The sequence below is a fragment of the Lactobacillus sp. X-49 genome (assembly GCF_057063645.1).
Map to the genome: position 1 here is coordinate 11749 of NZ_JBXSQM010000010.1, position 25436 is coordinate 37184.

Genomic DNA, 25436 nt, shown 5'->3' on the forward strand with positions numbered 1-25436 from the left:
ACTAATGTAGTTTACATTAATTTAGGAAGGATCTTACATGAAAGATTTTTTACGTAAGCTTGAATTTCCTGCTTTTATCAAGGATTCACGGTTAACGGCTTCAGTCCTAGTTATCTTGATTCTGTCGCTATTAGGCAGTATTGTAGCGATGATTATGAATCCATTATTCGGATTAGCAATGGTTGTAATTTTTATATTAACTGTTGCCTGTACCGTTTATGGTGCCTATGTCTTGGCTGGCAATGCCAATAATTTTGCTGTTAGCTTGTCATATCGAATTAAACGTAGCGAGCAAGAAGCGATGATCAAGATGCCACTGGGAATTTTGCTTTATGACGAAGATAGGCAAATCCAGTGGGTAAATCCATATTTACAACTTTATTTAAAAGATGATGATTTGATAGGACACACAATTAAATCGGTTGACCCAGATTTAGATGAATTAATTGACGATTCAATCAAGTCTAAAACTGCAGAAAATCATGTTGTTAACTGGGATGGACATCAATTTGAAATGGTCATTCAGGATAATTTAGGAGTTGTTTATTTATTAGATATTACGCGTTACGCTAAAATTGAACAACGCTATAACAACGAACTATTGGCGATTGGTCAAATCTTTATCGATAATTATGATGAATTAAGTGAAACAATGGGTGATCAGGAACTAACAGCGACGAGCTCTTATGTTCAAAATACTTTGAGTGAATATGCCAAAAAATTTAATGCATACTTAAAGCGAATAGATGAAGATCATTTTTTGTTGTTAGTTCATATGCAAGATTTGACAAAGATGGAACAAGATAAATTCTCTGTATTAGATAAAATGCGAATGGAAACGAGCCGTAATAATACACCATTGACTTTATCAATTGGGATTGCCTTTGGAAGCAGTCTGATAACTGAACTGGCTGATCAGGCACAATCTAACCTTGACTTAGCATTGGGACGTGGTGGCGATCAGGTTGTTTTGAATCAACCTGGCAAGGCTGCGCGTTTTTATGGTGGAAAATCTAATCCAATGGAAAAAAGAACCCGTGTGAGGGCTCGTATGGTTTCGCAGGCAATTAGTGAGCTGTTTAAAGAAGCGGATCAGGTTTTTGTTGTTGGTCATGCCAATCCAGATATGGATTCAGTTGGTAGTGGTATTGGTGTAGTTAAAATTGCTAGATTACATGGTGTTAAAGCAAATTTTGTCTTAGATCTTAATAAGACTAATTATGATGTAGGACGATTAGTGATCCAAATGAAGCAGGCTAAAGATAACGCAAACTTGTTTGTTTCGCCTGATCAAGCTCTAAATAGTGTGACAAATAAATCAATGTTAGTAATGGTTGATCATTCAAAATACTCAATTACGTATTCGAAAGATTTGTATGATCGATTGAAGAATCGAATTATTGTCATAGATCATCATCGCCGCGGTGAAGAATTTCCAGAAAATCCAATGCTGACATATGTTGAACCATATGCTTCTTCTGCTAGTGAATTAGTAACAGAAATGGTTGAATATCAACAACCAAGTTCTGGTAAACGAATTTTAACTGATCTTGAAGCAACAGCAATGTTAGCTGGAATTACGGTTGATTCTAAGGAATTTTCTTTACGAACGGGAACAAGAACCTTTGATGCTGCTAGCTATCTGCGTTCAATTGGTGCCAGCTCGGTAGGTGTGACTGAACTGCTCAAAGAAGATATTGAAAGCTTTTTGGAAAGGATTCGTTTAGTTAGCAGTCTAAAGATGATCAAGCCGAAGATGGCGGCTTTATGTGGATCGAATGATAAAATCGTCGATCCAATTGTTACGGCACAAGCTGCTGATACTGCTCTTGATATAGAGAATGTTGAAGCGAGTTTTGCAGTTACACGTCGTGATAAGGATACAATTGGTATTTCTGCTCGTTCAATGGGTGATATTAATGTTCAGGTTATTATGGAAAAGTTAGGCGGTGGCGGACACTTATCGAATGCTGCAACTCAGTTAAAGAATATAACGATTGAGCAAGCACTTGATAAATTGGTCACAGCGGTTGATACTTATGAAAAAGAAAATGAATAAAAGGAGAACAAAATGAAAGTTATTTTTACTGAAGACGTTAAAGGTCGCGGCAAACGTGGTGAGGTTAAGAATGTTCCTGATGGTTATGCGCAGAACTTTTTAATTAAACGAGGATTAGCCAAGGCTGCTACCAAAGCTAATATGCATACGCTTGAAAGAATTAATGCTAATGAAAAGGCTGCTTATGAAAGTGAAAAAGCCGAGGCAGAAAGGATTAAAGCACTTCTGGAAAAAGATGAAACAGTTGTCAATTTCAAGTCAAAAGCCGGTTCTGATTCACGTTTGTTTGGATCAATTTCAAGTAAGAGAATTGTTGAAGGACTAGAAGAGCAATTTGATATTAAGATCGATAAACGTAAATTAAGCTTATCTGAGCCAATTAAAACGCTAGGGTATACAAATGTCCCGGTTAAATTATTTAAGGGTGTAGAAGGCAAAATTCGCGTTCATATTACACAGCAAGATTAAGCTTTGAATTGGATTCTGATAAAAAGTGGTCATAACTAATGGATAATATTGTCTCACAGCAAATACCGCACGATGATGAAGCAGAGAAGGCAGTCTTAGGTGCAATTTTTATTGATCCTAAATCAATTGCTGATGCCAGTGCGGAAGTACAACCTGATGATTTTTATAAAAAGGCTAATCAGTTGGTTTTCCAAGCAATGTTGGACATATCTGACCGTGAAGATGGAATTGATCCGCTAACTTTGCAGGATGAATTGACTAAAAAAAATCAACTGGATGATATCGGTGGAATTGCATACGTTTCTGAACTAGCAATTGCAACGCCAACGGCAGCACATGTTGTCTATTATGCAAAAATTGTCCACCGTAAAGCTCTTTTACGCCGGTTGATTTCCGCTAGCCAAAAAATCATTACTAATGCTATGCAGGATTCTGATGATGTGACGGAAATTCTTGATAACGCTGAAAGTGAGATCATGAATGTTTCTTCAGAAAATAGTACAAATGGTTTTCGAAGCATTAAGGAGATTGTTAATTCAACAATTGAAGAAATAAATGATATTCCTGAAGATGGAAACATGGTTACAGGTTTGCCTACAGGATTTGTCGAACTAGATAAAATGACAACTGGTTTACATGAAGATGAACTTGTTATAGTAGCCGCACGTCCTGGTGTCGGTAAAACCTCCTTTGCTTTAAATATTGCCCAATTTGTTGGACTACATACTGAAAAAGCAGTTGCAATGTTTTCCCTAGAAATGGGGGGCGAGCAGTTAGTTCAGAGGATGTTGGCTTCTGAGGGATTAATTAATTCTCAACATTTAAGAACAGGACAATTAGATGAAGAAGAGTGGCGTAAACTAATTGTTGCATCGGGCTCCTTAGCTAATGCCAAAATTTATATTGATGATACTCCGGGAATTAAGATGAGTGAGATAAGAGCACAATCTCGGCGTTTGGCCAAGGAAAAAGGTAATCTTGGGTTAATTGTGATTGACTATTTACAACTTATTGAAGGTCCACGTAGTGAGTCTAGGCAACAAGAAGTTTCAGCCATTTCTCGGCAATTAAAAAAATTAGCAAAAGAACTTCATGTTCCTGTAATTGCATTATCGCAATTGTCGCGCTCTGTCGAGCAACGACAAGATAAGCGTCCAGTTTTGTCTGATATCCGTGAATCAGGTTCAATTGAACAGGATGCAGATATTGTTTCATTTTTATATCGTGAGGACTATTATCGTGAAGAAGATCAAGATGAAGATAAAAATCCTGAAGTTGGTGCAGAAGAAGATAATGGCGAAGTAGAGGTTATTATTGAAAAGAACCGTTCAGGAAGTCGAGGGACAATTAAGTTGATGTTTTCAAAACCGTATAATCGCTTTTCAAATCTCGATTATACTCATCATCAGCCTGAATAATAAAGAACAATATAAATTATTAATCATCAAGCTTCAAGATGATGGTTTGGGGCTTGATGATTTTTTGATTACAAAATTGAGCGTTTTCAGTGACAAACAGTTGTTTTAATTGTACTATTAATAGAGTAAGAGAAATTTTCACTAATTTTTTAGGGAAAGGACATAATATTATGGCTGATAAAGGATTTAAAGATAAGTTAGCTGGTAAAGCTAACGAAGTTAAAGGCAAAATGCAACAAGCTGCAGGCGATGTTAAAGACAAAGCTCAAGACGCAGCTGAGAATGTTAAAGATAAAGTCGAAGATGTTAAAGACAATATGAAGAAATAATCTTCAATTAAATAAGGCTGGGGAACTTAATTGTTTTCCAGCCTTATTATTATGTTCCACATGAAACAACTAATGAAGTTTATCTTGAACATTAGGAGGTAATTCTAAATTAGGACGCTCAGAATCATAGAATTCATAGAAAACTGGTGCTTTATTAGAATCGTTACTCTTGGGGTATAGTTCATAATTATTGGCCATTAGAGGCATAGTTACGTTGTTTTTGTATGAGTTCCAGATATTGCTGAAAATTTGGGCAATTAGTTTGCGCTCTTCTGGATCAAGAGTCATGAGCACCTTGCTCAGTCGGTAAGTACCAACTAGCTTATTATTGGTTAACTGATGCAATTCATGGATATCAGAGTTTTCAAATGCTTCAAATAAATCAGAAAAAGTTTCATCCCTCTTTTCTTGAGGAATAGAATTGTTAAAGTTAATTAATGCATGACGAATTACGCGACTGCCAGCAGATAAACCATCAGCTAAGGTAAAACTATCACGCCCCACTGACCAGCGACGTGGATCGTGCTGATTACGCATGGCAGCCGTGCTTTTGACAACGATAGTTTGTTCGGGATGGTCAAGCATTGCTCCAAAAATTGAGCCTTGAGGGATGTATGTTCTCATTTTTGCCATCGTTTTAATAAAACCGGGACTAGTAGAGACTTTGTGAAAATATCCTGGTCCATCAAAATTAATTGCCTTAAGAACACGTTCTTGAATTTCTGGTTTGACTGCGCTCAAAGCGTATTGCGCAAAATTTCCTCCTTTTGAATGCCCGACTAAGTAAATCCGTTGGTTAGGAAATTTCTTAGCAATTGTTTCTAAATATTTAGCTGCAACATTTTGTCCGTAAATTTCGGGCAAAAAATTCATCCGCATGTCTTCTCTCCAGCCAATCATCGTACCATCAGTTCCACGAAAGGCAATTACAATTGTCCCTTTGTCGATAGCAAAAGTCGCAGCACTAAATTGTAATGGGTGAGGTTCTTTTTCTAAGCGATTAGTCCAATCAAGAATTTTTATTTTACCAATTCTTGGGCTCTCCGGTAATAACATAACTTCAGAAGCAGTTTCTGAATGCATCTGGTTTTGGAAGGTAGGTAAATCTTGTAATTTACCTGCCAATTCGCTAAGTGTATGCTCAATAACAGAATTATCTGCAGGTAAATATACTAAGGATGATAATAAAGAAGCGTCAACGCTATTAAATGGTCTTTCGGCAAATGTAATATCGCCACGCCAACGTAAATAATCTAGTGAACCAGCCATAAAATTATTACTCCTTCCATTAATAAACTATTTCTATTGTATAATCCTTATGACAATAATGATTAAATTAAGACTAAAAAAGCAATAGACTTAACTATTGCTTAAAGATTAGTACTTAACTATTTATCGATAGTGGCATAACTAATGCGCTTAATGTCTGGATACTTGCGCAAGGCCATAATAATATTATTTTCATCGATATTGTTATTAATAATTCCATCTACAAAAAAGATAATTCGTTCATCACTAACATACATGATTTTAACCGAAACATTCTCTACATAATTAGCAGTTAATTCTTTCTCAATTGTCTGTAAAATATTAGGTTGATTTATTGCTTCAATTTGAATATTAAAGCGAATGTGGCGAATAATTCGATCAATTAGGTTGTCATCATGAAACAGCATTTGAATTATAAACAAGAATATGGTTGTAGCTATTCCTACTATGTAAAGTCCTGACCCTATCGCCGTTCCGATAGCTGCAGTGGCCCAAATCCCAGCAGCAGTGGTTAAACCAGAAATTTGCTGTTTTTTAACCAAAATAGCACCGGCGCCGATAAAAGAAATGCCAGTAACAATTTGAGCAGCAATTCGTGATGGGTCCAAGGCAATATTCGGAGTTTTCAATAAATCGGCAAAGCCATATTTGGAAATAATCATAAAGAGTGCAGATGAAAAAGCAACAACAATATGGGTGCGGACACCAGCACTTTTTCTTTGAATGGCACGTTCATATCCAATTAATGCGCCACATAACGATGCTACGATAATTCGCAGTAGCCATGAAAATTCCATGGCAAATTGTGATGAAACAAAAGACATTCTATCCCTCCAATTTTTAGATCATAATGGTATTATAACGCTAAAAGACAATAATAATTAGTACATGAAAAAATTGGAGAAATAATTGAAAAGCACTTGCTTAATCTTTAGGAATATGGTTAAATAAGTATCGTTGTTGAGTTAACAACGCTGACTTAGCTCAGTTGGCAGAGCACGTCACTAGTAATGATGAGGTCGGAGGTTCGAATCCTCTAGTCAGCATTTAATAGATTTATATAGATTGATTAACCTTTATTTATCAACGTTTTACGAAGATAAGTGAGGGCTTATTTTTTTGTATAAAAGTAATTTTGGCACAAAATTTGGAACATGAATTAAGGTATGTGCCACAAGCTAATTTTAAAAGTAGAATAAGAGCTGATATGGTGGGCTTTGATCCTGCTTTTTTGTGTGCAAATTAACTGAGCATAAAAAAATTATTTTATCTAAATAATTTGATATAATGTATAGGAACATATATTCCGCAATGAAAGGAAATTTATGAAAAACAATAATTTAAATCAACGACCTTTTTCAAATCTTAGTACAAATAAGTTTATAGATGAGAAAACAAATGAGTTTTTCTCATAATATAAATAATTGGACATCATTTCGACAAAATAATTTACATCTGTTAGGTGCTGTTCGACAAAAAAATAACTTTAATGCAGGGAAATCTATAATTGACAGAAGTGATTAGAATAAAATGCTTGGTAGGCAAAACAGATGGACAAAAATAATTGCAGATAATAATAAGGCTGTGTTTTCTCAAATTAAACAAGTGCGAAATGCTGCATATGGTAAAGCATATTGGACAAATGCAATAAAAAATCCTACTTCATATTTTAGTCAAATTATTAAAATTACACGTAGCTTTGATAAGATAATTCGACCAGCGCTTCCTAAAATACCTAAAATTTCACCAGGACAAACTTACGATCAGATTATAAAGAATGGTGGTATCTGTTTATCTTTAGAGAGTGATCATTGGATCATTTTACTATCGAACAGTAAAGTAGATAGGGAACTTATTGATGAATGCAGAGCATCACAAAAGTATAGTTTTGATGATATTGCGTGCGCTTTTTATTCAAGAAATAACCACAAAAATATTTTTAGAAAGCTAGATTATTTAATATCTACAAATTATGAAGATAATTCAATAAAATTATCTGATGGTTACCATGATCAAATAATTAGAGTTAAAAAGTTATTACAAGATAACTTCAGCAACGCAGGAGTTTTGGTAAACACTGTTATGAGTTGGCTTGAATATGCGGTGGCAGCTAAATTTGGAGTGGTAGAAGATAACGATGGTTTTAGACTAGGTAAGAAAATTCAAGATTTAGATGAGTTTATTGGAAAAGCAAGTGTAGAAGACTTTAATGCTGATATATTGTCATATTATGCAGTATTTTCTTACTTAAGTGATTTATGGGATCCTAAGAAGCAAAAATTTGAAGATGGAAGAGAAAAGATCGGAATTGGAAGACATTCAGTTCAGCACGGCAGAGTGGATCCTGCTAGATTTGTAATTCATGAAGAAATTATCGAAAAATTAATTTGTGCAGTTTATGCACTAGTAAAATTACCAGATGTAGAGTTTATAAAAAATAGTTTAGTAGCGTAGTAAAGAGATAGGGCAATGTTGTCTCTATCTCTTTTTTTCGAATCTGTATAGAACTATAAAGTATAATATTTGTAAGTTGCTACTGATTAGTAGTAGATGCTATAATGACATAGGAATTCTACTTGGAGGTTTGTAATGGAAGTTGCTGAGGCATTAGCAAGGCTAAAATTCCTTGTGAAGCATGATCATTTTCAAATGGTTCGAAGAATAGACAAAATGGCAATGCCAGTTTCAGTGACTTTGGCGAAAGAAATAGTTAAACAGTTGTCGATCAGTGATTTTGTTAAACATGAACCGAATAGAAGTAATCCATTACAATTTGTCTGGGTATTTAAAAAAAGCGATGGACAAGTTTACTACATTAAATTTGTGTTTACTGAAGATAATCAAAAAGTAGTATTTATTAGTTTCTATCTTGATTATTAAAGGAGGGCTTATATGGCTTACCAGAAGGATTTCACGACTACTTATACCATTAATGGACGTAAGTATACAGTAAAAGCACCTGCTTTTTTTGACAGTCAAACCAATAAACTGATTCCAGATAAGGCATTAGATGATCAAGCTGCTGAAATTGCCCGTCAAAAATATCGTGAAGAAATGGGTTTATTGTCACCAAAAGAAATAAAACAATATCGAGCTAAAGTTGGATTAATACAACGTAATTTAGCAGAATTAACCGGATTGAGTCCAAATACGATTGCTCTTTACGAAACGGGTGCATTTCCAACAAAGGCTAATAATAGGTTGTTAAAATCTCTCATAAAAAGCGATAATGTACTTAAACAATATATTTCTGATGAGAAGAATAATTATTCTGATGAATTGACTGCAAAGGTTAATTCTTATTTGAACAATAGTGATAGTGTTGTGGAATCACAAACTGAGCAGCCTAGATTCACTGCTGTGCAGTTAGCTAATTGGTTTCGAGTTGAAAATTATTTTGAGCGGGATAATGATTTGAATATTGATCCATTAACGCAAATGAAAGTCATTAAACTTCTCTATTTTGCATATGGTAGATTTTTAGCTGAAACTAGAAGTAGACTGTTTTCTTCTCCTATTATTCATTTTCAATACGGTCCATTAATAACTGAAGTACATAATAAGTTTAATGGTCAGCGTGTTTTAGATATTGATAAACCAGATAAAGAGGCCATGGATGACTATAACCTGGTTTCTAAAGATGGTGAGATTATCGATTTACTAGATAAGGTTAATAAGGATTACATTAATTACAACGCTGCTCGGTTAAGTAAGCAGACTCATCGGCCCGGATCACCATGGAATTTAACTCCGGATCGAGAGATAATTAAAGACCAGTTGATTTTTGATTCGTTTAAACGAGGAGTAGAAGAATATTTTGAGAAAGAGTAAATAATAATGGTTGAAGAAGCATATAGTGAGGAATTAGATCATGAAATTGATGCAATAGAAGCAAATAAATTATCAAAGAGTGGAAAATTGAAATCTAAGTATGCTTTTCATTGTCTAGATTCGAAATGTCAAATACCATTAACTTGTACTAATTGGTGTAAAAAGGGACGCCGGTACTATTTTAAACCCTCTAATAATTCAAACCTACACGTAGATAGTTGTTCAATGATTACTTCTGAAGAATTTAAAGTTCAGAATGAAAAAGATATTAACGAGTCGAAAAGTACTATAAGAAATGGTGGATATATAATAATTGATAAGTATCCGGAACGTTCAAAAGTCCAAGGAACGGTTAATAAAAAAACTATTTCGTTATCGAAAAATCAAAAGGGTACTAGACTAAAAAATAAGAATACTGATATTGCTGGTATCAAAAGGCAAAATTCTCATCGTAGTTCTATGTATACATTAATTCAATTCTGGAAAGATGATAATGTTCCAAATGATCATCGTTTTCTGATTTTAAATGGGAAAAAGATGTCGTTGAATGAGTTATTTATTAATTTATCAGATTGTAATCAGCAAGTTGATACTATGCATATTTTTTATGGAAATGCCAGAATATCTCATGAAGAGGGGGGACCTGCTTGCTTTAATTTTTATGGTTTTGACAAGGCCACTCTTTATGCAAATTATGAGAGGTTAAGGAAAAGACCAGCTACATCAAAAATTAATAAATATATATCGTCGAGAAAATATGCGAACGTATACTTTAGAGGTTTCTTGAAAAATAAAAATGGTCAATTTAAATTTTTATCTTTCAATGATTACTTATATCAAGATATCTATATTGATGATTAGCTATGGTAATGCAATCTTATGATTTAAATATAGTAATACATAAAAAATTAGTGTGTTTAGTAGTTGAAAAATACATAGAAAATGTGTCTGCAAAAAACGCAGAAATTAAAAAATACTATTAAATCTTGGCATTAAAAACCTTGATTTATTAGTATTTTTACTTTGAATAAGAATCTAAAATTATTTGATTTGTGTTGTTGGAGTTATTGTTATCTGAAGAGTATTTTACTTTTGGCTTATTAGTGTCTAGGAATTGATCCATTTATTTGTACCTACTCGATACCAAATTATGTCATTGCTATCCTTTTTTCTTCATAAACAGCGTGTTTATCAGTATAGCTCACATTCGTGATGTTTTTACCAGGCTGTTTGTAGACAGCTCTGGTCCCTGTAACATAGAACAAAGCCCTTGAAATTTTAGATTTTCTAGCTAGCTTATGCATGGCAACCCTCTTATATTAGTAGTTCTGATAAAAGTATTTTTACTTAAAACAAAGTATCTCTTGCCTTTAACGCGTTAAGTTTCGTAAACTCGATAAATATGCTATTTTCTAAAGAGCCTGTGATTAATTCTTTTTCCTCTAGAATAATTATATCTGTATGTGCTTTTTATTCGAAAATTGCAATTTTAAGTTGAATACCCTATTTGATTTGATAGATGCAATCTAATCTTCTTTTATATAATTCATCGGGGGTGTGGTAGGCTAAAATCTTGCGCAGCAGGTTATTGCACCATTCTTCAATGCCGTAGATTTGCACTGAGTCATAATCCTTGATGTGTTTGCCTTTAAGGATAAAGCGCCTGATTAACTGGTTATGCTGCTTAATCCCGCCCTTATCACAAGAAGTGTAGGGGTGCGTAGTAAACCAGTGTCTGTGATATTTGTTCTAACTGAGCTAAATCCGCAAATTCAGAACCATGATCGGTGATAATGGTCTTAAAGACCTCATTCTAGTACTCCTGGTATTGGCTGTGTAAGGTTTTAAAAGCTGCCATCACACTAGCAGCCGTCTTATCCTTAATGGTGATAATCATGAACTTGCGCGTCATGTGTTCATATAGAGTTAAGAGGACATTGTCATCTGTAGTTTTATGACCTAAGACTAGGTCGCATTCCCAGTGACCAAATTCGCGGCGCTGGTTAATAGCAGCAGGTCGCTCACTAATACTGCGCCCCAGTCTGCGTTTATGCTGGCGCACGCGTTTGGCTTTCGTCTTGCGGCTTAAGCGTTCGGGCAGGCCCATTGCCTTAATCCGTAATAAGCCGCATTCCACATAATGGTAAAGAGTCTTAGTACTGACTACCTGTTCACGGGTGAAGGCGCCACTGGCTAAGGCCGGTTCACACGGGCATCAAGCGATCAGCCTTGTTTAAAGAAGTGCTGGTCAACATATTGCATGAAGCGCGTTTTGACTAAAAAGGCTTGCTTGCGGCCACAGTTTAGGCGAATTGCCTGATAGCGCTGGTGGGCAATTTTAGCATCATAGCGGTGACGTTTACCGTGATATAAAGAAATTTTGGCCCTACTCAAGCTCATATTTCACGGTTGTCGGTGAACAATTAAGGCTAGCAGCAATTTGACGCAAAGACTGGCCTTGCCTGCGCAAAACTTGGAGAGTCACCCGCTCTTGAAAAGAAAAGTGCTTGCCCTTTAGGTGAGTAGATATGGTAGAAATAAGTGAGTTCATTGGAAATTTCTTTCTAGAATTAGGTTGGTAATTACATTCTATCAAAGAAGTCCAATGGACTTTTTATTTTCTAATCAGGTCAAGTATTCAACTTCATTCTACAATTAACTAATTGATTATCTTTTTGTTCGAACCATTGACGTGCAAAAGAAATTAAAGGATGCAAATTGATTACTTAGATTATACCTTTACTTAATTTAAGTGATTTAACTTCATTTGGATATTTAGCTTCAAAAGTTGTACCTAATTCGTTGAAAACATCATATGAATCCATATCTACAATACGATATTTAGTCCAAATGGTTTTGCCATTATTTTGATATAAATAATCAAGCGAACTATTGATTCCATACGGAATATTTAAAGGTTGATTTTGTGCAATCTCTTTAGCATTGTTACCCCAAATAGCTATTGGTAGATACGGATGTGATTTTCTTACAACGCTTGGAAGATTTCTGAAATATTCAGGAGTAAGTCTTAAACTCTCAGTTTGAAGTGCTCCATATAGTTAGACATTAATCTGACCATTAGGAGTACTTTTTTCATGATTAAATATTCAAGTGATTAAAAAATTGAAATTTGCAGTAAATAATTGTCTCACCAAGAAACTTTAGCTAGTTTAGAGCGAGAATACGGCATTGATCATACTTCAATTAGGGATTGGGCAGAACAAGTCCGCGAACACGGCTTAGCCTTAGTGGTTAACTTCTGAATTAATGCTAAATGTGGTACACTTCTATCATGAATATTAAGTGGGGTACTCAAAGTAGCTGGGGTTTTAAATCTTTCGCGGTCGAGTAGTAAGGCTCTGGCTTGTGGCTTATCAGGCTAAAGGCTACTTTAACCCCACACACCACCAGCCATGACAAAAAAGAAGAGTCAGATGAAGCTTAAGCCCGCTAAGAAACTAACTGAAGTAGAACAAATTGCGTCGATAAGTCGCTGAGTTAAAAGTGCAAAAAACCGACCTAGAACTGGACAGCTTAATTCTAAAAAAGTGGCTGCCCGATATCCGCGCTCACCAACCAGCAAAAAACGGGAATAGTCGTGGAGATTCGGGCTGAGCGACCTCAGGTGCCGTTAAAGGTCTTGCTTAACAAGTTGCAGTTGCATCTCAACTGCAAGCACTGACTAAACCACCCCGACAAGTACGTAGCTGTTAAAGCCGCAATTAAGTCTATCTTCTACCAGGAAAGCGATGAGACTTACGACTATCGGCGCATGTATTGATATACTCTTAGATCAAAGCTTTAGCTATGCGCCCAACATGAACCTGATTAATTATATGCTTACGAAGCTCAAGTAAAAATTGCCTAAAACAGCTCAGCCTATTTTGCATTCAGATCAAGATTTTCAATACCGTCACTGCGGCAATCAAGCTAAATTAAGGCAAATGAAGATTAAGCAAAGTATGTCGCGCAAGGGCAATTGCCACGATAATGCGCTGGGAGAGACAATCTTCAGTCTGATGAAGCGGGAGAAGCTCAACCAAATTAGATCAGTTCACTAGCAGAAATGCAAGCAGTACTGCGCGATTACGTTTACTGGTTCAACCACATCAGAAGATCAAACAGACTAAAATACACGATTCCGATTAAATATCGGAACCGTGCATTGGGTCTCGCGTAATGATAAAGTGTATAACTTTTTAGCCGCATTTTACTGTGAGGGGACGTCTTTATTACTTGGCTAAAAACCTTCTAGCTTAAAGATTAAGTGAAGAGGTTCATTAGCCTTAATTTGAAATTCAGAATGAATAGGGGCACCCCAAGAATCATCTCCACCAACTCCCATTTGTTTAGCAAGAATTCTTATCCTTGTACAATATGGTTGTGGCAACTCATATTGATGATGTGCATTTTGAATCTCATATTCACTAAATGGTAAAACACTTTGTTCAAATGGAGTATTGAGCGCAGTGAATTTTAGACCATGTCCTTCATTGTCGGTCACGTTTAGCCAGCGTGTTTCACGATGATTTCCAGTTTCCTGTGGTACTAAATAGGGTGTAAAGTTATTTTGAGCAGTTCCGCTATAAATGCCTAGCTTGATACCATTATTACGGTCTAGATAATTTTCATCGGGACCTAAGCCATAAAACATATAATTGTCATATTTTTTAGGTAGCCTAAAATCTATACCAAAAGCTGGAATGTTAGGTAAGTTATTATAACCAGGGTAAGTCGCTGAGATAGTTACTGTACCGTCTTGAGTAATAGCATAGGAAATAGTATTGTAAGCTTCTGTAGGTAATTTTAGTTGAAATTTAAAGATGACAGTAACCTTTGTAGTAGTTGATGAAATTTGAGTATCTACTAATTTTTGATATTTACCTGCCAGTAGCCATGCTCCTGACTTAAAACTAGCAGTATAGCCATCGTCATTATTTGTAAGAGCACGCCAATAACTAGTTTTAGGAATCTCAGAAATAAACTCCTGGCCATTGTATCTATATGAGCTTAAACCTCCCTGTGCTTTTGATAGTTGTATGCTAAAGTTTTCACCGTTTATGCCAATATTAGTACTTCCAACGACTAAATGGAGTTTGTCTTGGCGAGAAGTTGGAAAATCTGAAAAAATGTAATGTTTTAGTATCTGTTGAGCAAAACATATTTCAAAACCTTTGTTAGCCCATTTTGTATCGTTTTTAAGTTGAACTGAAATTTCAGCTATATATTCGTTTTGATTATCTTTGACTTGTGCTTGTAGCCAGTTCAAAGGTTGATATAGACTTTTACCAGGACTAATTGATAAACAAAAGTTTTTTTGCCATATTGAATGACCATTCTTTAATATTTTTGCAACAAAAACCATGTCATCGGTAGTTATAAACAGATTCTTGTTATTTACGAAAAAACCATCGCTATCAATTTTAATTTTAATGTTGGAGTAATTCTGTTTAATCTCAACTGCTTTGGGAGATGGGATACGATCTGCAAGAAGGATGCCATTACCACAAAATTCATAATCACTTGGACGATCATCCCAGTCACCACCATAAGAAATACATTTTTTTCCATTAGGATCGATGGATAAAAAACCTTGATCAATATAATCCCAAATGAATGCACCTTGATAATTAGGATATCTATCTTCTAGATCTGTATCAAGCTTCATGCCACCAGTAGAATTTCCCATCGAGTGCATATACTCGCATTGAATAAATGGTCTATTAGGATGCTCTTTTAATTGTTTAGCGCAATCTTGAGGTTTCCAATACATATGGGTATCCATATCTGAAAATTCTCGGTAAGCTCCTCCTCTAAAGAACCCTTCATAGTGTACCAAACGTGAATGATCGTGATTATGAAACCACTTAGAACTTTCAACTAAATCTTTTCCAGCATATGATTCATTTCCCAAAGACCAAATGAGTATTGCGGGATGGTTCTTATCTCTTTGGAACATTGAATTATCGCGATCAATGACAGCTGGCAACCATTCAGGATGATCTCCAGGTATATTCCAGTAGTCTCCTAAATCGTCTATTTGTAACCAACAGCCATGAGTTTCTAAATTAACTTCGTCAATCACATAAATACCGTATTGGTCACAAAGCTTATACCAGAGTGTCTGGTTAGGATAATGTGAGGTTCTAACTGCATTTATGTTATGTTGCTTCATAAATTTAATGTCAAATAGCATATCTTCTCTAGTAATACTATGTCCAAAGCGATAGTCGAATTCGTGGCGATTAATGCCTTTGAAAATTATTCTTTTACCATTAAGAAGCATAATACCGTTCTTTTTTTCAAATCGTCTAAATCCGATTTTTGTAGAAACTGTTTCAATAATATCCCCATGATCAATAATGCTAAGAATTACATGGTACAAGTTGGGCGTTTCAGCACTCCATAAAGCAGGGTTAGATAACTTAAAACTTGTTTGATTTAACTGTTCAAAGGATAAAGTACGATCTATTACGATTGTACTATTGGAATCTGTTAATTGTAAATGAAACAGAGTTTGTGCATCCCAATTTTCGACATCGGCTGTGATACTAAAAGTATCCTCAGATAAATCGGTGCTAAGTTCAGAATGACAATTTAAATCTTTGATATAGGTCTTTGGTACAGCATAAAGGTATACATCGCGAAATATCCCTGACAATCTAATCATGTCCTGATCTTCTAACCAACTAGCACTAGAATATTTAAAAACTTCGACTGCTAATCGATTGGTATCATTGGTTAAATAGTCACTAATTTCAAATTCACTTGGCGTGAAAGAATCTTCACTATATCCTACGAAGTTTCCATTTAACCAAACGTAAAAAGCAGTTTGTACTCCTTGAAATGATAAGAAGACTTTTTTATTTTTAAAACTATCGTTAAGCTGAAATTGTTTGACATAACTAGCTACTGGGTTCGATTTTTTAGGAATGGCAGGTGGCACTAATTCTTCATGTCCATCCCAAGGATACTGTGTGTTAACATAAATTGGGTTGCCATATCCCTGTAGCTCTAGTTGACCAGGCACTGTTATATACGAAAAACCGCTATCATTAAAATTGTTTTTGTAAAAATCTAAGGGTGCCGTTGATAAGTTTGAAGCTATGTGTACTTTCCAAGTACCATTTAGGCTCTGTTTTAAACTAGTTTTTTCTTTAACAAGTTCTGCTGGATTTTTGTAAAATTCAAAATCCGCGTGGGCTTTAATACGATTAACCTCAAAAATCTGTGGATCACTTAGCCAATCTAAATTAGGGTTTTGTAATTTTGTACTCATAATGCTTACACTTTCAAAATGTTTTATTAAAAAAGGCAGAAAAAGTTCCCTGCCTCAAAAACTAGTAAAATTAATTGTTTGTCTTTTCTATTTCAGGCCAAACTTTGTCATAGTCAACACCAATGATTTCTTTAGTGGTGCGTTTAACTTCTTCTGTTGCATCTGCTTTGGAGCCACCAGCCCGAAGCCTTGTAATTTCATTAATAATAATTGTGTGGCTTTGCTTATTTAACTTGTAACCAAATGAAATAAACAATGCGAGGAAAATTAAAGTACCTGAACCAAATAAAATGACATTCAATATTGCATTTTGTGTTGCAACCGGCTGGGTAACAGCATTTTTAACAAATCCGTTATTGTCAAGATACATACCAATAAAAATACCAGATAGGCCAGAAGTAAGACCACGTACGAAACTTATAACTGCTTGGAAAGTACCAGCCTTATTTTCACCATTAAGTAGTTCTCCTAGATCGGGCATAAATGGAAACATGTTCCATGGTAGGAACCAGTCAATAGCTCTTGAAATAATGAAAAGCATCATCATAATGAATAATAATATAAAGGTGTTTTTAGGCTGTAACTTGCCCAAAATATATAGGACTATAAATGTAATTAAATCTATTCCCAGTGTGATACCGTAAAGCTTGCGTGGGCCGAATTTTACAACAGCCCAGCCACCAAGTAAAGTACCGATAAAGCCAAAGCCAGCAAAAGACATAATGTAACCAGCCGTTGTGGCGGTTCCATGTAGGCAGAAGATAACATAATATGTCCAGACCATATTCATTACATCAAAACCAGTAAATGATAACAGATAAATCAAAATTTGTTGAGTGTAAGATTTAACTCGAAAAACACGGATATAGTCTAACAACTGGTGGCCAAGAATTTTCCAGAACGAACCTTTAGGTTTGTTTTCACTGGATGACCCATTTTTTTCTTCTTCTCTTTCAACAACACTTTCAACCTGATTAATTGACATTTCCCAGGTGTTAAAAGCAGTAAGCCAAAGCCCAAATAGGTATACAATACCAAAGAAAACAGCATTGAGAGTCAGTGCCATAGCACTATGTTGACCGAATATTTTAAATAATTGCGCAGGAATGAAATTTGCAAAAAAATTAGAAAATGCAGCAAACACTAATCGTGTTGTAGAAAGCAAGGTTCGTTCGTTAAAATCAGTCGTCATTTCATTTGGTAAAGTTGAGTATGGTACAGTAATCATTTGCTGAATTAACAAAAATGCTAAATAAACAAAAAAGTAATACCAATAGCTCAATCCACCAAACCATAAACAAATATAAGAAAGAATAAATGGAGAGCCAAAAATCAGAAAGAAGTGGCGTCTACCAAAAATCTTACCCAACTTAGTGTGATAAAAATTATCAGTAATTCCTCCTGCTACTAAGCCAAAAATAGCAGTTACCCAACTGCCAATTGCAATAATGGAAGCGCCTTGTGTAGCCGATAAATTGCAGAATGTTGTAAAGAAAAACAACATCCATGCCGATTGAACGGCTTGCGCGCCCCCACTACTAAAATCTGTTAGTCCATAACATATGGCTGTCCAAAGAGTGATTTTTCGTTTTGTATAAATTCGTTTTGAAAGTTTATTCATTTTTAAATAATTGCTCCTAAATCTATTAAGAATCAATAAGTAATCCAATTTTTAGGAAGCGGTTCCAGTATTTATTGTAAACATAAATGTTATGAAAAACCAGCTTTTTTTAAATAATATTTGTCAAAAGATCGGTAAGAATTTATAAGTAACAATAACTATATCAAACAATAAAAAATTTTAAAGAGTGGTCTAAAGTATGCATGATAGTAATAAGTTATTGTTTAGGTAAAAACTTATTATTTCTTGTTATATTGGTATAGGCCAAAGTGGATAATACTAAGTTGTTTTATGAAAATTACTGTGGTAAATTTTAAAATATGGTAGCGGTTCCATGATTGTTGCTAATAAAGTTAGGAGAAGTATCAATGGATTCTAAGGAATATACAGTTTCAAAAAACGGATCTTTAACGGATTTTTTGTTATCGCCAATTAATTATGAACGCCAAACAACAGTTTGGCCACAGAAGTTTCGAGAGGGGCTTCGCCCGAGTCCGTACGAATACGAAATGAAAGGTATTGATAACGAATATCCAGGTCGAGCATATTTTTTAACTCACAAAGTAATTGACAATCAAAAATTAGATAAAACTATTAATTATACTAAAGTATATTCTGGTTTTGAAGATGATTTTGTTACTTTATCTACTGATGTACCAGTACCAACTATTCTGAGATGTTGGGCTAAAACTTACATAGATATGGATGAGCCAAAAGTAATTTCTTTCGAGATTTCAACTCCAGGTGGAATGAAAGTTTGGGTTAACGATCGTTTAGAAGTAACTTATAAAAATTATACGAGAAATACTGCCAAAGCTAAAAATATTGAATTGTCTTTGGACAAAGGTAGTAATGAAGTTGTTGTTTATTTTGATGATCTAGCAGAAAGAGACGCAGATTTTATCTTCTCGATGATCAATTTAAGTAATGAAACTTTACATGGTCATATTCCTGTAAAAGATGCTGAAGCTATTAGAAATGCTCAGGATGTATTGGCGTCAATTTACTTTTTGAAAGATTATTATGACAAGGGCAACATTAAGTTTTTTGTTGATTCACCAATAAATACCACTTTGAGAATTCGGTTTAATCCTCCGACAGAAGACCCATATAGCAATATGCAAAGTGGGAATATTACTGAATTTAAGCAGGGAGATCGTGAAGTAGTAATCACCAAAGGATCTCATGATTACATTGTGGGAAATACTTATGACTTTCAGTTTGCATCACTCACCAATGTCGAATTTGGTATTAAATTGTCAGATGATTCTTGGGTTACTAGAGTTATTAGGCTAACTGTTTACAATACACAAAACTATGAGAATGTAATAACCGGTAGAACACTTGAAGAGCGTAAAAAACAAGCGCTTGAATATTATGCTAAACAAAATCTTGATGATGTTAACATTGCCATGGTTAAGATGTATTTAGGCAAGCCGCTCACTTACACAAAGGGTCACAAGTTACCTTTTGAACTAGAAAGTGCATTTAATCTGGTTGATAATCATGGGGATTGTTCGGACTTTATTTTGGCACCTTTGCTTAGCTTCATGATCAAATATCCTGATAGAATACCAAATTCAATTAAGAAAATGCTAAAGAAAATATGTTTGGAATTTAGATATTGGATTGATGAACCAGGTAATGACGTGATGTGGTACTTTAGTGAAAATCATGCACTACTCTTTCACAGTGCACGTTATTTTGCTGGATATCTATACCAAAATGAAGAATTTAGTGTAAGCAAGCATAATGGACAAGAGCAGTATCAACTGGGTAAAAAGCAAATTGAAGATTGGTTTGATGATTTTTTCAAGTATGGGTTTGCTGAATGGAATTCTTTAACTTATATGCCGATTGACCTAATTGGTTTCTTTAGTTTATACAATGCTGCACCAGATAAGAGCATTAAAGCGCTCGCTAAGAAAGGGCTAGATTTTTGCTTCCAAATTATTGCTATCAATTCGTTTGGTAAAAATTATGCGTCAACTTATGGCCGAGTTTATGAGCACAATTTGAAAAATATTTCTTTAAGTGAAATTGCTAGTTTATCAAAGGTGGCTTTTGATATCGGGTGTTTTAATGATGCTTTGCGAGATGCTGCACCATTTGCACTTTCAGACTATGTTCCAAACGAAAAACTGCGTAAACTATTTGTACCAGCAAAGCCAATGAAATTTGAATATGTTCAAGGAATCAACTGTGCTCATTCATATATTTACAAAACGCCAGAATATGCAATGGCTAGTGTAATTAATTATCAGGTTGACGAGCACGGGGTTCAGCAACATAATATGAATGTAGCGTTAAGGGGTATGATTAATAACATTTGGATAACTAATCCAGGTGAGCATAAATACAGTGGCGATCATAAACCTAGCTATTGGGCAGGAAATAATAGAGAACCTCAAATTAATCAATATGATAATTATATGTTTATGACATATAGATTAACCAAAGAAGATTTTCCGTTTATCCATATGTATTATCCATTTTGGGAATTTGATGAAGATATGGTTGGTAAAAATTGGGTAGCTTTTCGTAAGGTCAATTCTGCTTGTTTTATTCATTTTTCTAACCCGATTAAATTAACTAAATATGGTCCAGAAACTAACAGAGAATTTATTAGTGATGGCACAAAGCACTTTGTGTTCATTACCTGCTTTACTGTAGATGGTAAACTTCCTTCAGAAGATGAACTGCTTGAGCGTTATCAAGTAGATGATACCAAGTATACAGTTAAGGCAAATGAGCATCTGTTTAAAGTTGTGCCAAAAAAACTGTTAGTTGATGATCAAGAGGTAACAACTGATAATGTCAAGTATATGAAAATTGGTGACTTTGTAGAATAATGAATGGAAGGTAACTATGGAAAATGTTGTAATCGGTATAGATTTTGGTGGGACGACTATTAAGTTTGGAATGGTTACTGAAAGTGGCCAAATCAGAAGCAAATGGTCTATTATGACACCTTCTGCAACAGATCCAATGGATACGATGAGAAACATTGTTCGTGAAGTTCGTCAACATTTGATTGATAAAAAAAAACGACTCCTAGGAATTGGATTGGGCATACCTGGTTCTGTACGGCCAAATACGCGGCAAATATATGATTGTAACAATTTAGGTTGGAATGATAATATTGATATTATTACGCCGCTTACTAATAGTTTGAATGTGCCAGTAGTAATTGAAAATGATGCTAATGCTGCAGCAATTGGAGAACAATGGAAGGGTTCTGGCACTGCAAAAGATTTACTATACGTCACGCTAGGAACCGGAGTAGGAGCAGGTATTATAATAAACAATCAGCTAATCCATGGTGGAACTGGAGCTGCTGGAGAATTAGGACATGTTATTGTCAATTCTAAGGGACCTAAATGTACTTGTGGGAATAAAGGTTGTCTGGAAACGATATCTTCTGCTACGGGAATAGTGCGTCTTTATCAAAAGGAGATTAATAACAATAACAAAGATATTACAGCAAAAGACGTGTTTGACTTGGCTAAACAAGATTTTATACCAGCAAATAATGTAATTAATAAGGCTTGCGATTATTTAGGTTTAGCTATAGCAAATGTAGTCAATGTTTTAAACCTTAAAGAGGTAATTATTGGTGGTGGTGTTTCCAATGCTGGCGAATTTCTCAGGACAAAAGTTGAACAAGCGATAAATAAATATATTTACTCTAGCAATAAAAGCTTTACTAAGGTTAGATTGGCAGTTCTTGGGAATGATGCTGGTATTGTAGGTGTAGCAAAATTGGTCTTAAAAAGTAGAGCAATTAGTTAATTACTAAAGTGCTATCTTAATTTAAAATTTATATATATTGTTTGATCTGATTTTAAAGGGTAGATAGAGGTGGAACTTTATCTACCTTTTTTATTTTAGGTAGGTGAAAATAAGATGAAAACGAATTTAAAGTTAAAACTAAGAAGCAATTCTTCTAAAGAAGCTGAAATTAGTAATGGAGTGATAAAAATCTCATTTGATGATGAAGGAAAGGTTAGTCATTTAAGATATAGAGGCAGTGATCTACTTGCTAATTTAGCTGGGGAACCAGATGATCCTGATAAATATAATAGTTTCTACTGTGACTATCATATAGGTACTAAGACGATTAGACTACATCCTACTTCACTCAAAATAATTGAGCAATCTAAAAAGTGTATTCATCTTGCCTATATTGATGATACAGGACAATTAGGCTTAGAATATCATGTTATTGTAAAAGATAGTGATACGGGAATTTATTTTTACATTAAAGCATGGAATAATAGTAAAACAAGTTTTCATATTAACGAGTTACGTACGGTATACCGCTTAAATAGTTCTCTATTCTCCATTGCTTACAATGGTGTACGTATGGGATTGCAACCGCATTCATCCATCATGCTACAAGGTAAAAAATTGCAGGATGAAACTTTTTTGATGAAAGATGGATCTTTATATGATAGTAGTTTGGTTTATTCAAAATATGATTATGCTGGTTATTTTAAGGATACAGATTTTTGGGGTCAATATGGTCCAAAGTTAGGTTTTTGGGTTATTACACCTGATAAAAGTTATTATGGATGCGGTCCATTAAATCAGGACTTGATGGTTCACTATGATGCTATTACTTTAAATTATTTAATCAGCGAGCATTTTGGCAAAGGTATAACTGAAATAAAACCTAATTTTCAAAAAATTTATGGTCCTTGGTGCGTTTATCTTAATAACGGAGATATTCAAGATGTAAAAAAACGAGTCATTTATGAAAAAAAGGCGTGGCCCTATGATGGGATTATTGAACGAGAGTATCCTAGCGAATTATATACTATTACTGGGAAGATTATTTCCGAATACAATAAAAAGAATTGTACTGTAATTTTGACGAATACAAGTATTGAATGTGTTCCAATTTATCACCAAAAGTCCAATTTTGTATATTATGCAAATACCGATAATGAAGGAAAATTCAAACTAACTAATATTCGGCCAGATAAATATTTTCTATATGCTTATGAAAATTTTTCTGATGATGTAGAAACTCACTTATTAAAAGAGGTAATAATTAATAATAACGTGAACTTAAATACTCTCTGGATTGAGCGAAAAACAGAAACTATTTGGCAAATTGGTTTGTGCACACATACCACGTATGGTATGAAATTTAGCGATCAACTTAGAAATTATAGCTGGAAAGATTTGGTACCATCAAATTTAGATTATTATGTTAATTGGACTAATGATTGGTATTATCTACAAAACGATTGTGGTGTATGGCAAATTCATTTTAGAAAAGAAGATATACAGTTTGATGGACAAAATTACGAACTACAAATTTCTCTTGCTGGAACGACACAAAAAAACATGGAAAATAGTGATGGGTGTGCAGCGAGTATTAAGTTCAATAATGGTTTGATTTCAACACTTATTTTTCCCAATGATAGAGCTGCTTATCGATCGGCTATACAAGGTGGTAGTCATCATTTATGGAAGATTAGCTTACCTGCTGATAAAATTTTAGATGATAACGTTATAAGTATAACTACTAATGGCTATTTGATGTATGACACTATAATTTTAGTTAAAAAAATTAGCAGCACTAAGGAAATAAATGATGAGTAAAAACAAGAATGATACATATTCTCTTTCAATGAAGAATGAAGGAACAAAAATACCTTTATGGAGAAAATTAGGATTCTCAGCCTTTCAATTATCTAATGTGATGATCACATTAATCACTACTTGGCTAATGTATTACTATACAACGTTTCTTAAGATACCAATTGTAATTGTTACACTAATGTTTACAATTGCAAAAATTATTGGTGCGGCAATAACCCCCATTTATGGTTATGCCTCGGATCGGTTGTATCAAACAAAATTTGGCCGAAAACATGGACGAAGAAAATCAATGTTTTTAATAGGGATTCCTTTAAAAGCAATTACATATATTTTAATGTGGCTTCCTAGAATGCCGCACCAATTATATTTTGTTTTTTTCTTACTCTATTTTTTGGTGACGCCTATGCTATCGACATCGCAGTTGACCCTAACTTCTGAAATGTCTGAAGATTCAGGTCAGAGAGCGCAGTTAATTGGATTTAACCAGGCGGGGGCAGCTACTTCTGGTATATTTGGTTCTTTATTTATTGCATGGATTTTTAAACTTTGTAGTCAAGATAGTGCCAATAGTTTTCTTATTGCAGCGTTTGTTTATGACATTATTGGAACAATTATGTTGATTGTTTTTTATAATTCTGTTTATGAGAGACCAGTAGATGAATCAACTATTTTAGAAAATAATAATTTGAGTTTGTGGCAGCGTTTGATCAATATTTTTTGGAATTTTATTAGTGCAATTAGAATCAGATCATATTGGACCTACCTATTAATGTGGCAATGTGAGGAATTGTTCCGAACCATTCGCGGTGATATTAATACTTACTTTATTATTTTTGTCCTACTCCTAAGTCCTACTGAGGTTGCCGTTTCTACAAGTGCTGGCTATTTCTTTGGCATTATATTTTTACTTTTCTTTATATGGTTGCAATCAAAAACGAATGGCATGGTCTCATATCGTGTTGGTGCGTGGGAAGCGATTATTGTCTTTGTTGGTATTCTTATCTTAGCAATTCTTAAACCTACGCAATTGAATATGTGGTGGATAGTTTCTATGATAGCGCTTAATTTTGGGGTTACAGGTGTTGTTAATTCATCGCAATATATATTTACTTTTTTACCTGATGTGGATGAAATGGTCACTTCCAAAAGACGTGAAGGTGAATATGCTGGAATTAATACAACTATTGATACAGTTTTAGATTCTCTATTCACTTTGATTGTTGGTATTATTTTGCAAGTCACTGGCTTTAAAGCTGGTGCTAGGGTACAGTCACCTGCTACTATTAAAGCTTTATTAATTTTATATTGTATAGTTCCAATTGTTTTGTTACTTCTAGGGATTACTTTTTCTTATATTTGTAAGTTGAATGTAGAGAATCATAAAGTTATATTACAAGAAATTAAACGATTGCGGAATGGTGGCTCCAAAAAGAATGTTACGGAAAAAACGAAGTCTGTTGTTGAGAACTTAACTGGTATACCTTATGAAAAGTGCTGGGGCAATAATAATATTATGGATATTGTTAAAAAGATAGAAGATGAATATTAA

General features: G+C 34.4%; 16 protein-coding genes, 1 tRNA gene and 3 pseudogenes. 14 read left to right on the top strand and 6 right to left on the bottom strand.

What is annotated here, in order from left to right; translation table 11 throughout:
• The first annotated feature begins 37 nt into the window (after positions 1 to 37).
• The 4 genes from ACYIAQ_RS05910 (at position 38) to ACYIAQ_RS05925 (ending at position 4274) form a co-directional block, all read left to right on the top strand.
• Positions 38 to 2059, top strand: a complete 2022-nt coding sequence (locus ACYIAQ_RS05910; RefSeq protein WP_483562882.1) for a DHH family phosphoesterase — start codon at positions 38 to 40, stop codon at positions 2057 to 2059.
• Positions 2060 to 2071: 12 nt separating this feature from the next.
• On the top strand, positions 2072 to 2527 hold the full coding sequence (rplI, locus tag ACYIAQ_RS05915) for a 50S ribosomal protein L9 (protein WP_122017521.1): 456 nt from the start codon (positions 2072 to 2074) through the stop codon (positions 2525 to 2527).
• A gap of 38 nt (positions 2528 to 2565) precedes the next feature.
• Positions 2566 to 3945: a replicative DNA helicase gene (dnaB, locus tag ACYIAQ_RS05920; RefSeq protein WP_122017522.1), complete on the top strand. Its 1380-nt coding sequence runs from the start codon at positions 2566 to 2568 to the stop codon at positions 3943 to 3945.
• Between the two features lie 170 nt (positions 3946 to 4115).
• Positions 4116 to 4274, top strand: coding sequence for a YtxH domain-containing protein (locus ACYIAQ_RS05925; RefSeq protein ID WP_122017523.1), 159 nt, complete (start codon positions 4116 to 4118; stop codon positions 4272 to 4274).
• Between the two features lie 69 nt (positions 4275 to 4343).
• On the opposite strand, the gene ACYIAQ_RS05930 is transcribed toward ACYIAQ_RS05925, so the two are convergent.
• Together ACYIAQ_RS05930 and ACYIAQ_RS05935 are read right to left on the bottom strand one after the other, a co-directional pair.
• Positions 4344 to 5543: a DUF2974 domain-containing protein gene (locus ACYIAQ_RS05930; protein ID WP_483562883.1), complete on the bottom strand. Its 1200-nt coding sequence runs from the start codon at positions 5541 to 5543 to the stop codon at positions 4344 to 4346.
• Between the two features lie 119 nt (positions 5544 to 5662).
• Positions 5663 to 6367 carry an MgtC/SapB family protein gene (locus tag ACYIAQ_RS05935; RefSeq protein WP_483562884.1) on the bottom strand — a complete coding sequence of 235 codons (705 nt, stop codon included), beginning with the start codon at positions 6365 to 6367 and terminating at the stop codon, positions 5663 to 5665.
• 149 nt (positions 6368 to 6516) lie between these two features.
• Here ACYIAQ_RS05935 and ACYIAQ_RS05940 point away from each other — a divergent pair.
• From ACYIAQ_RS05940 to ACYIAQ_RS05960, 5 genes are all read left to right on the top strand, one after another.
• A tRNA-Thr gene (locus tag ACYIAQ_RS05940) sits at positions 6517 to 6589 on the top strand.
• Positions 6590 to 7073: 484 nt separating this feature from the next.
• A complete protein-coding gene (locus ACYIAQ_RS05945; RefSeq protein WP_483562885.1) occupies positions 7074 to 7997 on the top strand; it encodes a hypothetical protein in 924 nt (307 codons plus the stop codon).
• Between the two features lie 135 nt (positions 7998 to 8132).
• Positions 8133 to 8423 (top strand): type II toxin-antitoxin system MqsR family toxin, encoded by a 291-nt coding sequence (locus tag ACYIAQ_RS05950; RefSeq protein WP_483562886.1) that lies wholly within the window; start codon positions 8133 to 8135, stop codon positions 8421 to 8423.
• A 12-nt stretch (positions 8424 to 8435) separates the two neighbouring features.
• Positions 8436 to 9374, top strand: coding sequence for a type II toxin-antitoxin system antitoxin SocA domain-containing protein (locus tag ACYIAQ_RS05955; RefSeq protein WP_483562887.1), 939 nt, complete (start codon positions 8436 to 8438; stop codon positions 9372 to 9374).
• Between the two features lie 6 nt (positions 9375 to 9380).
• Entirely contained in the window at positions 9381 to 10235 is an 855-nt protein-coding gene (locus tag ACYIAQ_RS05960; protein ID WP_483562888.1) for a hypothetical protein, read from the top strand.
• A 642-nt stretch (positions 10236 to 10877) separates the two neighbouring features.
• Here ACYIAQ_RS05960 and ACYIAQ_RS05965 read toward each other — a convergent pair.
• Both ACYIAQ_RS05965 and ACYIAQ_RS05970 read right to left on the bottom strand, forming a co-directional pair.
• Positions 10878 to 11925 (bottom strand): annotated as a pseudogene (locus tag ACYIAQ_RS05965) (IS30 family transposase).
• A gap of 79 nt (positions 11926 to 12004) precedes the next feature.
• A pseudogene (locus ACYIAQ_RS05970) lies at positions 12005 to 12415 on the bottom strand (AAC(3) family N-acetyltransferase); the annotation flags it as partial.
• 744 nt (positions 12416 to 13159) lie between these two features.
• On the opposite strand from ACYIAQ_RS05970, the pseudogene ACYIAQ_RS05975 reads away from it, so the two are divergent.
• A pseudogene (locus ACYIAQ_RS05975) lies at positions 13160 to 13554 on the top strand (IS3 family transposase); the annotation flags it as partial.
• 60 nt (positions 13555 to 13614) lie between these two features.
• Here ACYIAQ_RS05975 and lacZ read toward each other — a convergent pair.
• Positions 13615 to 16653 carry a beta-galactosidase, LacZ type gene (gene lacZ, locus ACYIAQ_RS05980; RefSeq protein ID WP_483562889.1) on the bottom strand — a complete coding sequence of 1013 codons (3039 nt, stop codon included), beginning with the start codon at positions 16651 to 16653 and terminating at the stop codon, positions 13615 to 13617.
• A 70-nt stretch (positions 16654 to 16723) separates the two neighbouring features.
• Positions 16724 to 18274, bottom strand: a complete 1551-nt coding sequence (locus ACYIAQ_RS05985) for an MFS transporter (protein WP_483562890.1) — start codon at positions 18272 to 18274, stop codon at positions 16724 to 16726.
• A gap of 368 nt (positions 18275 to 18642) precedes the next feature.
• Between ACYIAQ_RS05985 and ACYIAQ_RS05990 the strand changes: the two genes are divergently transcribed.
• The 4 genes from ACYIAQ_RS05990 to ACYIAQ_RS06005 all read left to right on the top strand — a co-directional run bounded on the left by ACYIAQ_RS05990 (position 18643) and on the right by ACYIAQ_RS06005 (position 25436).
• On the top strand, positions 18643 to 21126 hold the full coding sequence (locus ACYIAQ_RS05990; protein ID WP_483562891.1) for a hypothetical protein: 2484 nt from the start codon (positions 18643 to 18645) through the stop codon (positions 21124 to 21126).
• Between the two features lie 16 nt (positions 21127 to 21142).
• Positions 21143 to 22066 carry an ROK family protein gene (locus ACYIAQ_RS05995; RefSeq protein WP_483562892.1) on the top strand — a complete coding sequence of 308 codons (924 nt, stop codon included), beginning with the start codon at positions 21143 to 21145 and terminating at the stop codon, positions 22064 to 22066.
• Between the two features lie 114 nt (positions 22067 to 22180).
• Complete coding sequence (locus ACYIAQ_RS06000) at positions 22181 to 23887, top strand: polysaccharide lyase family protein (RefSeq protein WP_483562893.1); 1707 nt, start codon at positions 22181 to 22183, stop codon at positions 23885 to 23887.
• Positions 23880 to 25436, top strand: coding sequence for an MFS transporter (locus tag ACYIAQ_RS06005; RefSeq protein ID WP_483564043.1), 1557 nt, complete (start codon positions 23880 to 23882; stop codon positions 25434 to 25436). The genes ACYIAQ_RS06000 and ACYIAQ_RS06005 overlap by 8 nt, the downstream gene beginning before the upstream one ends.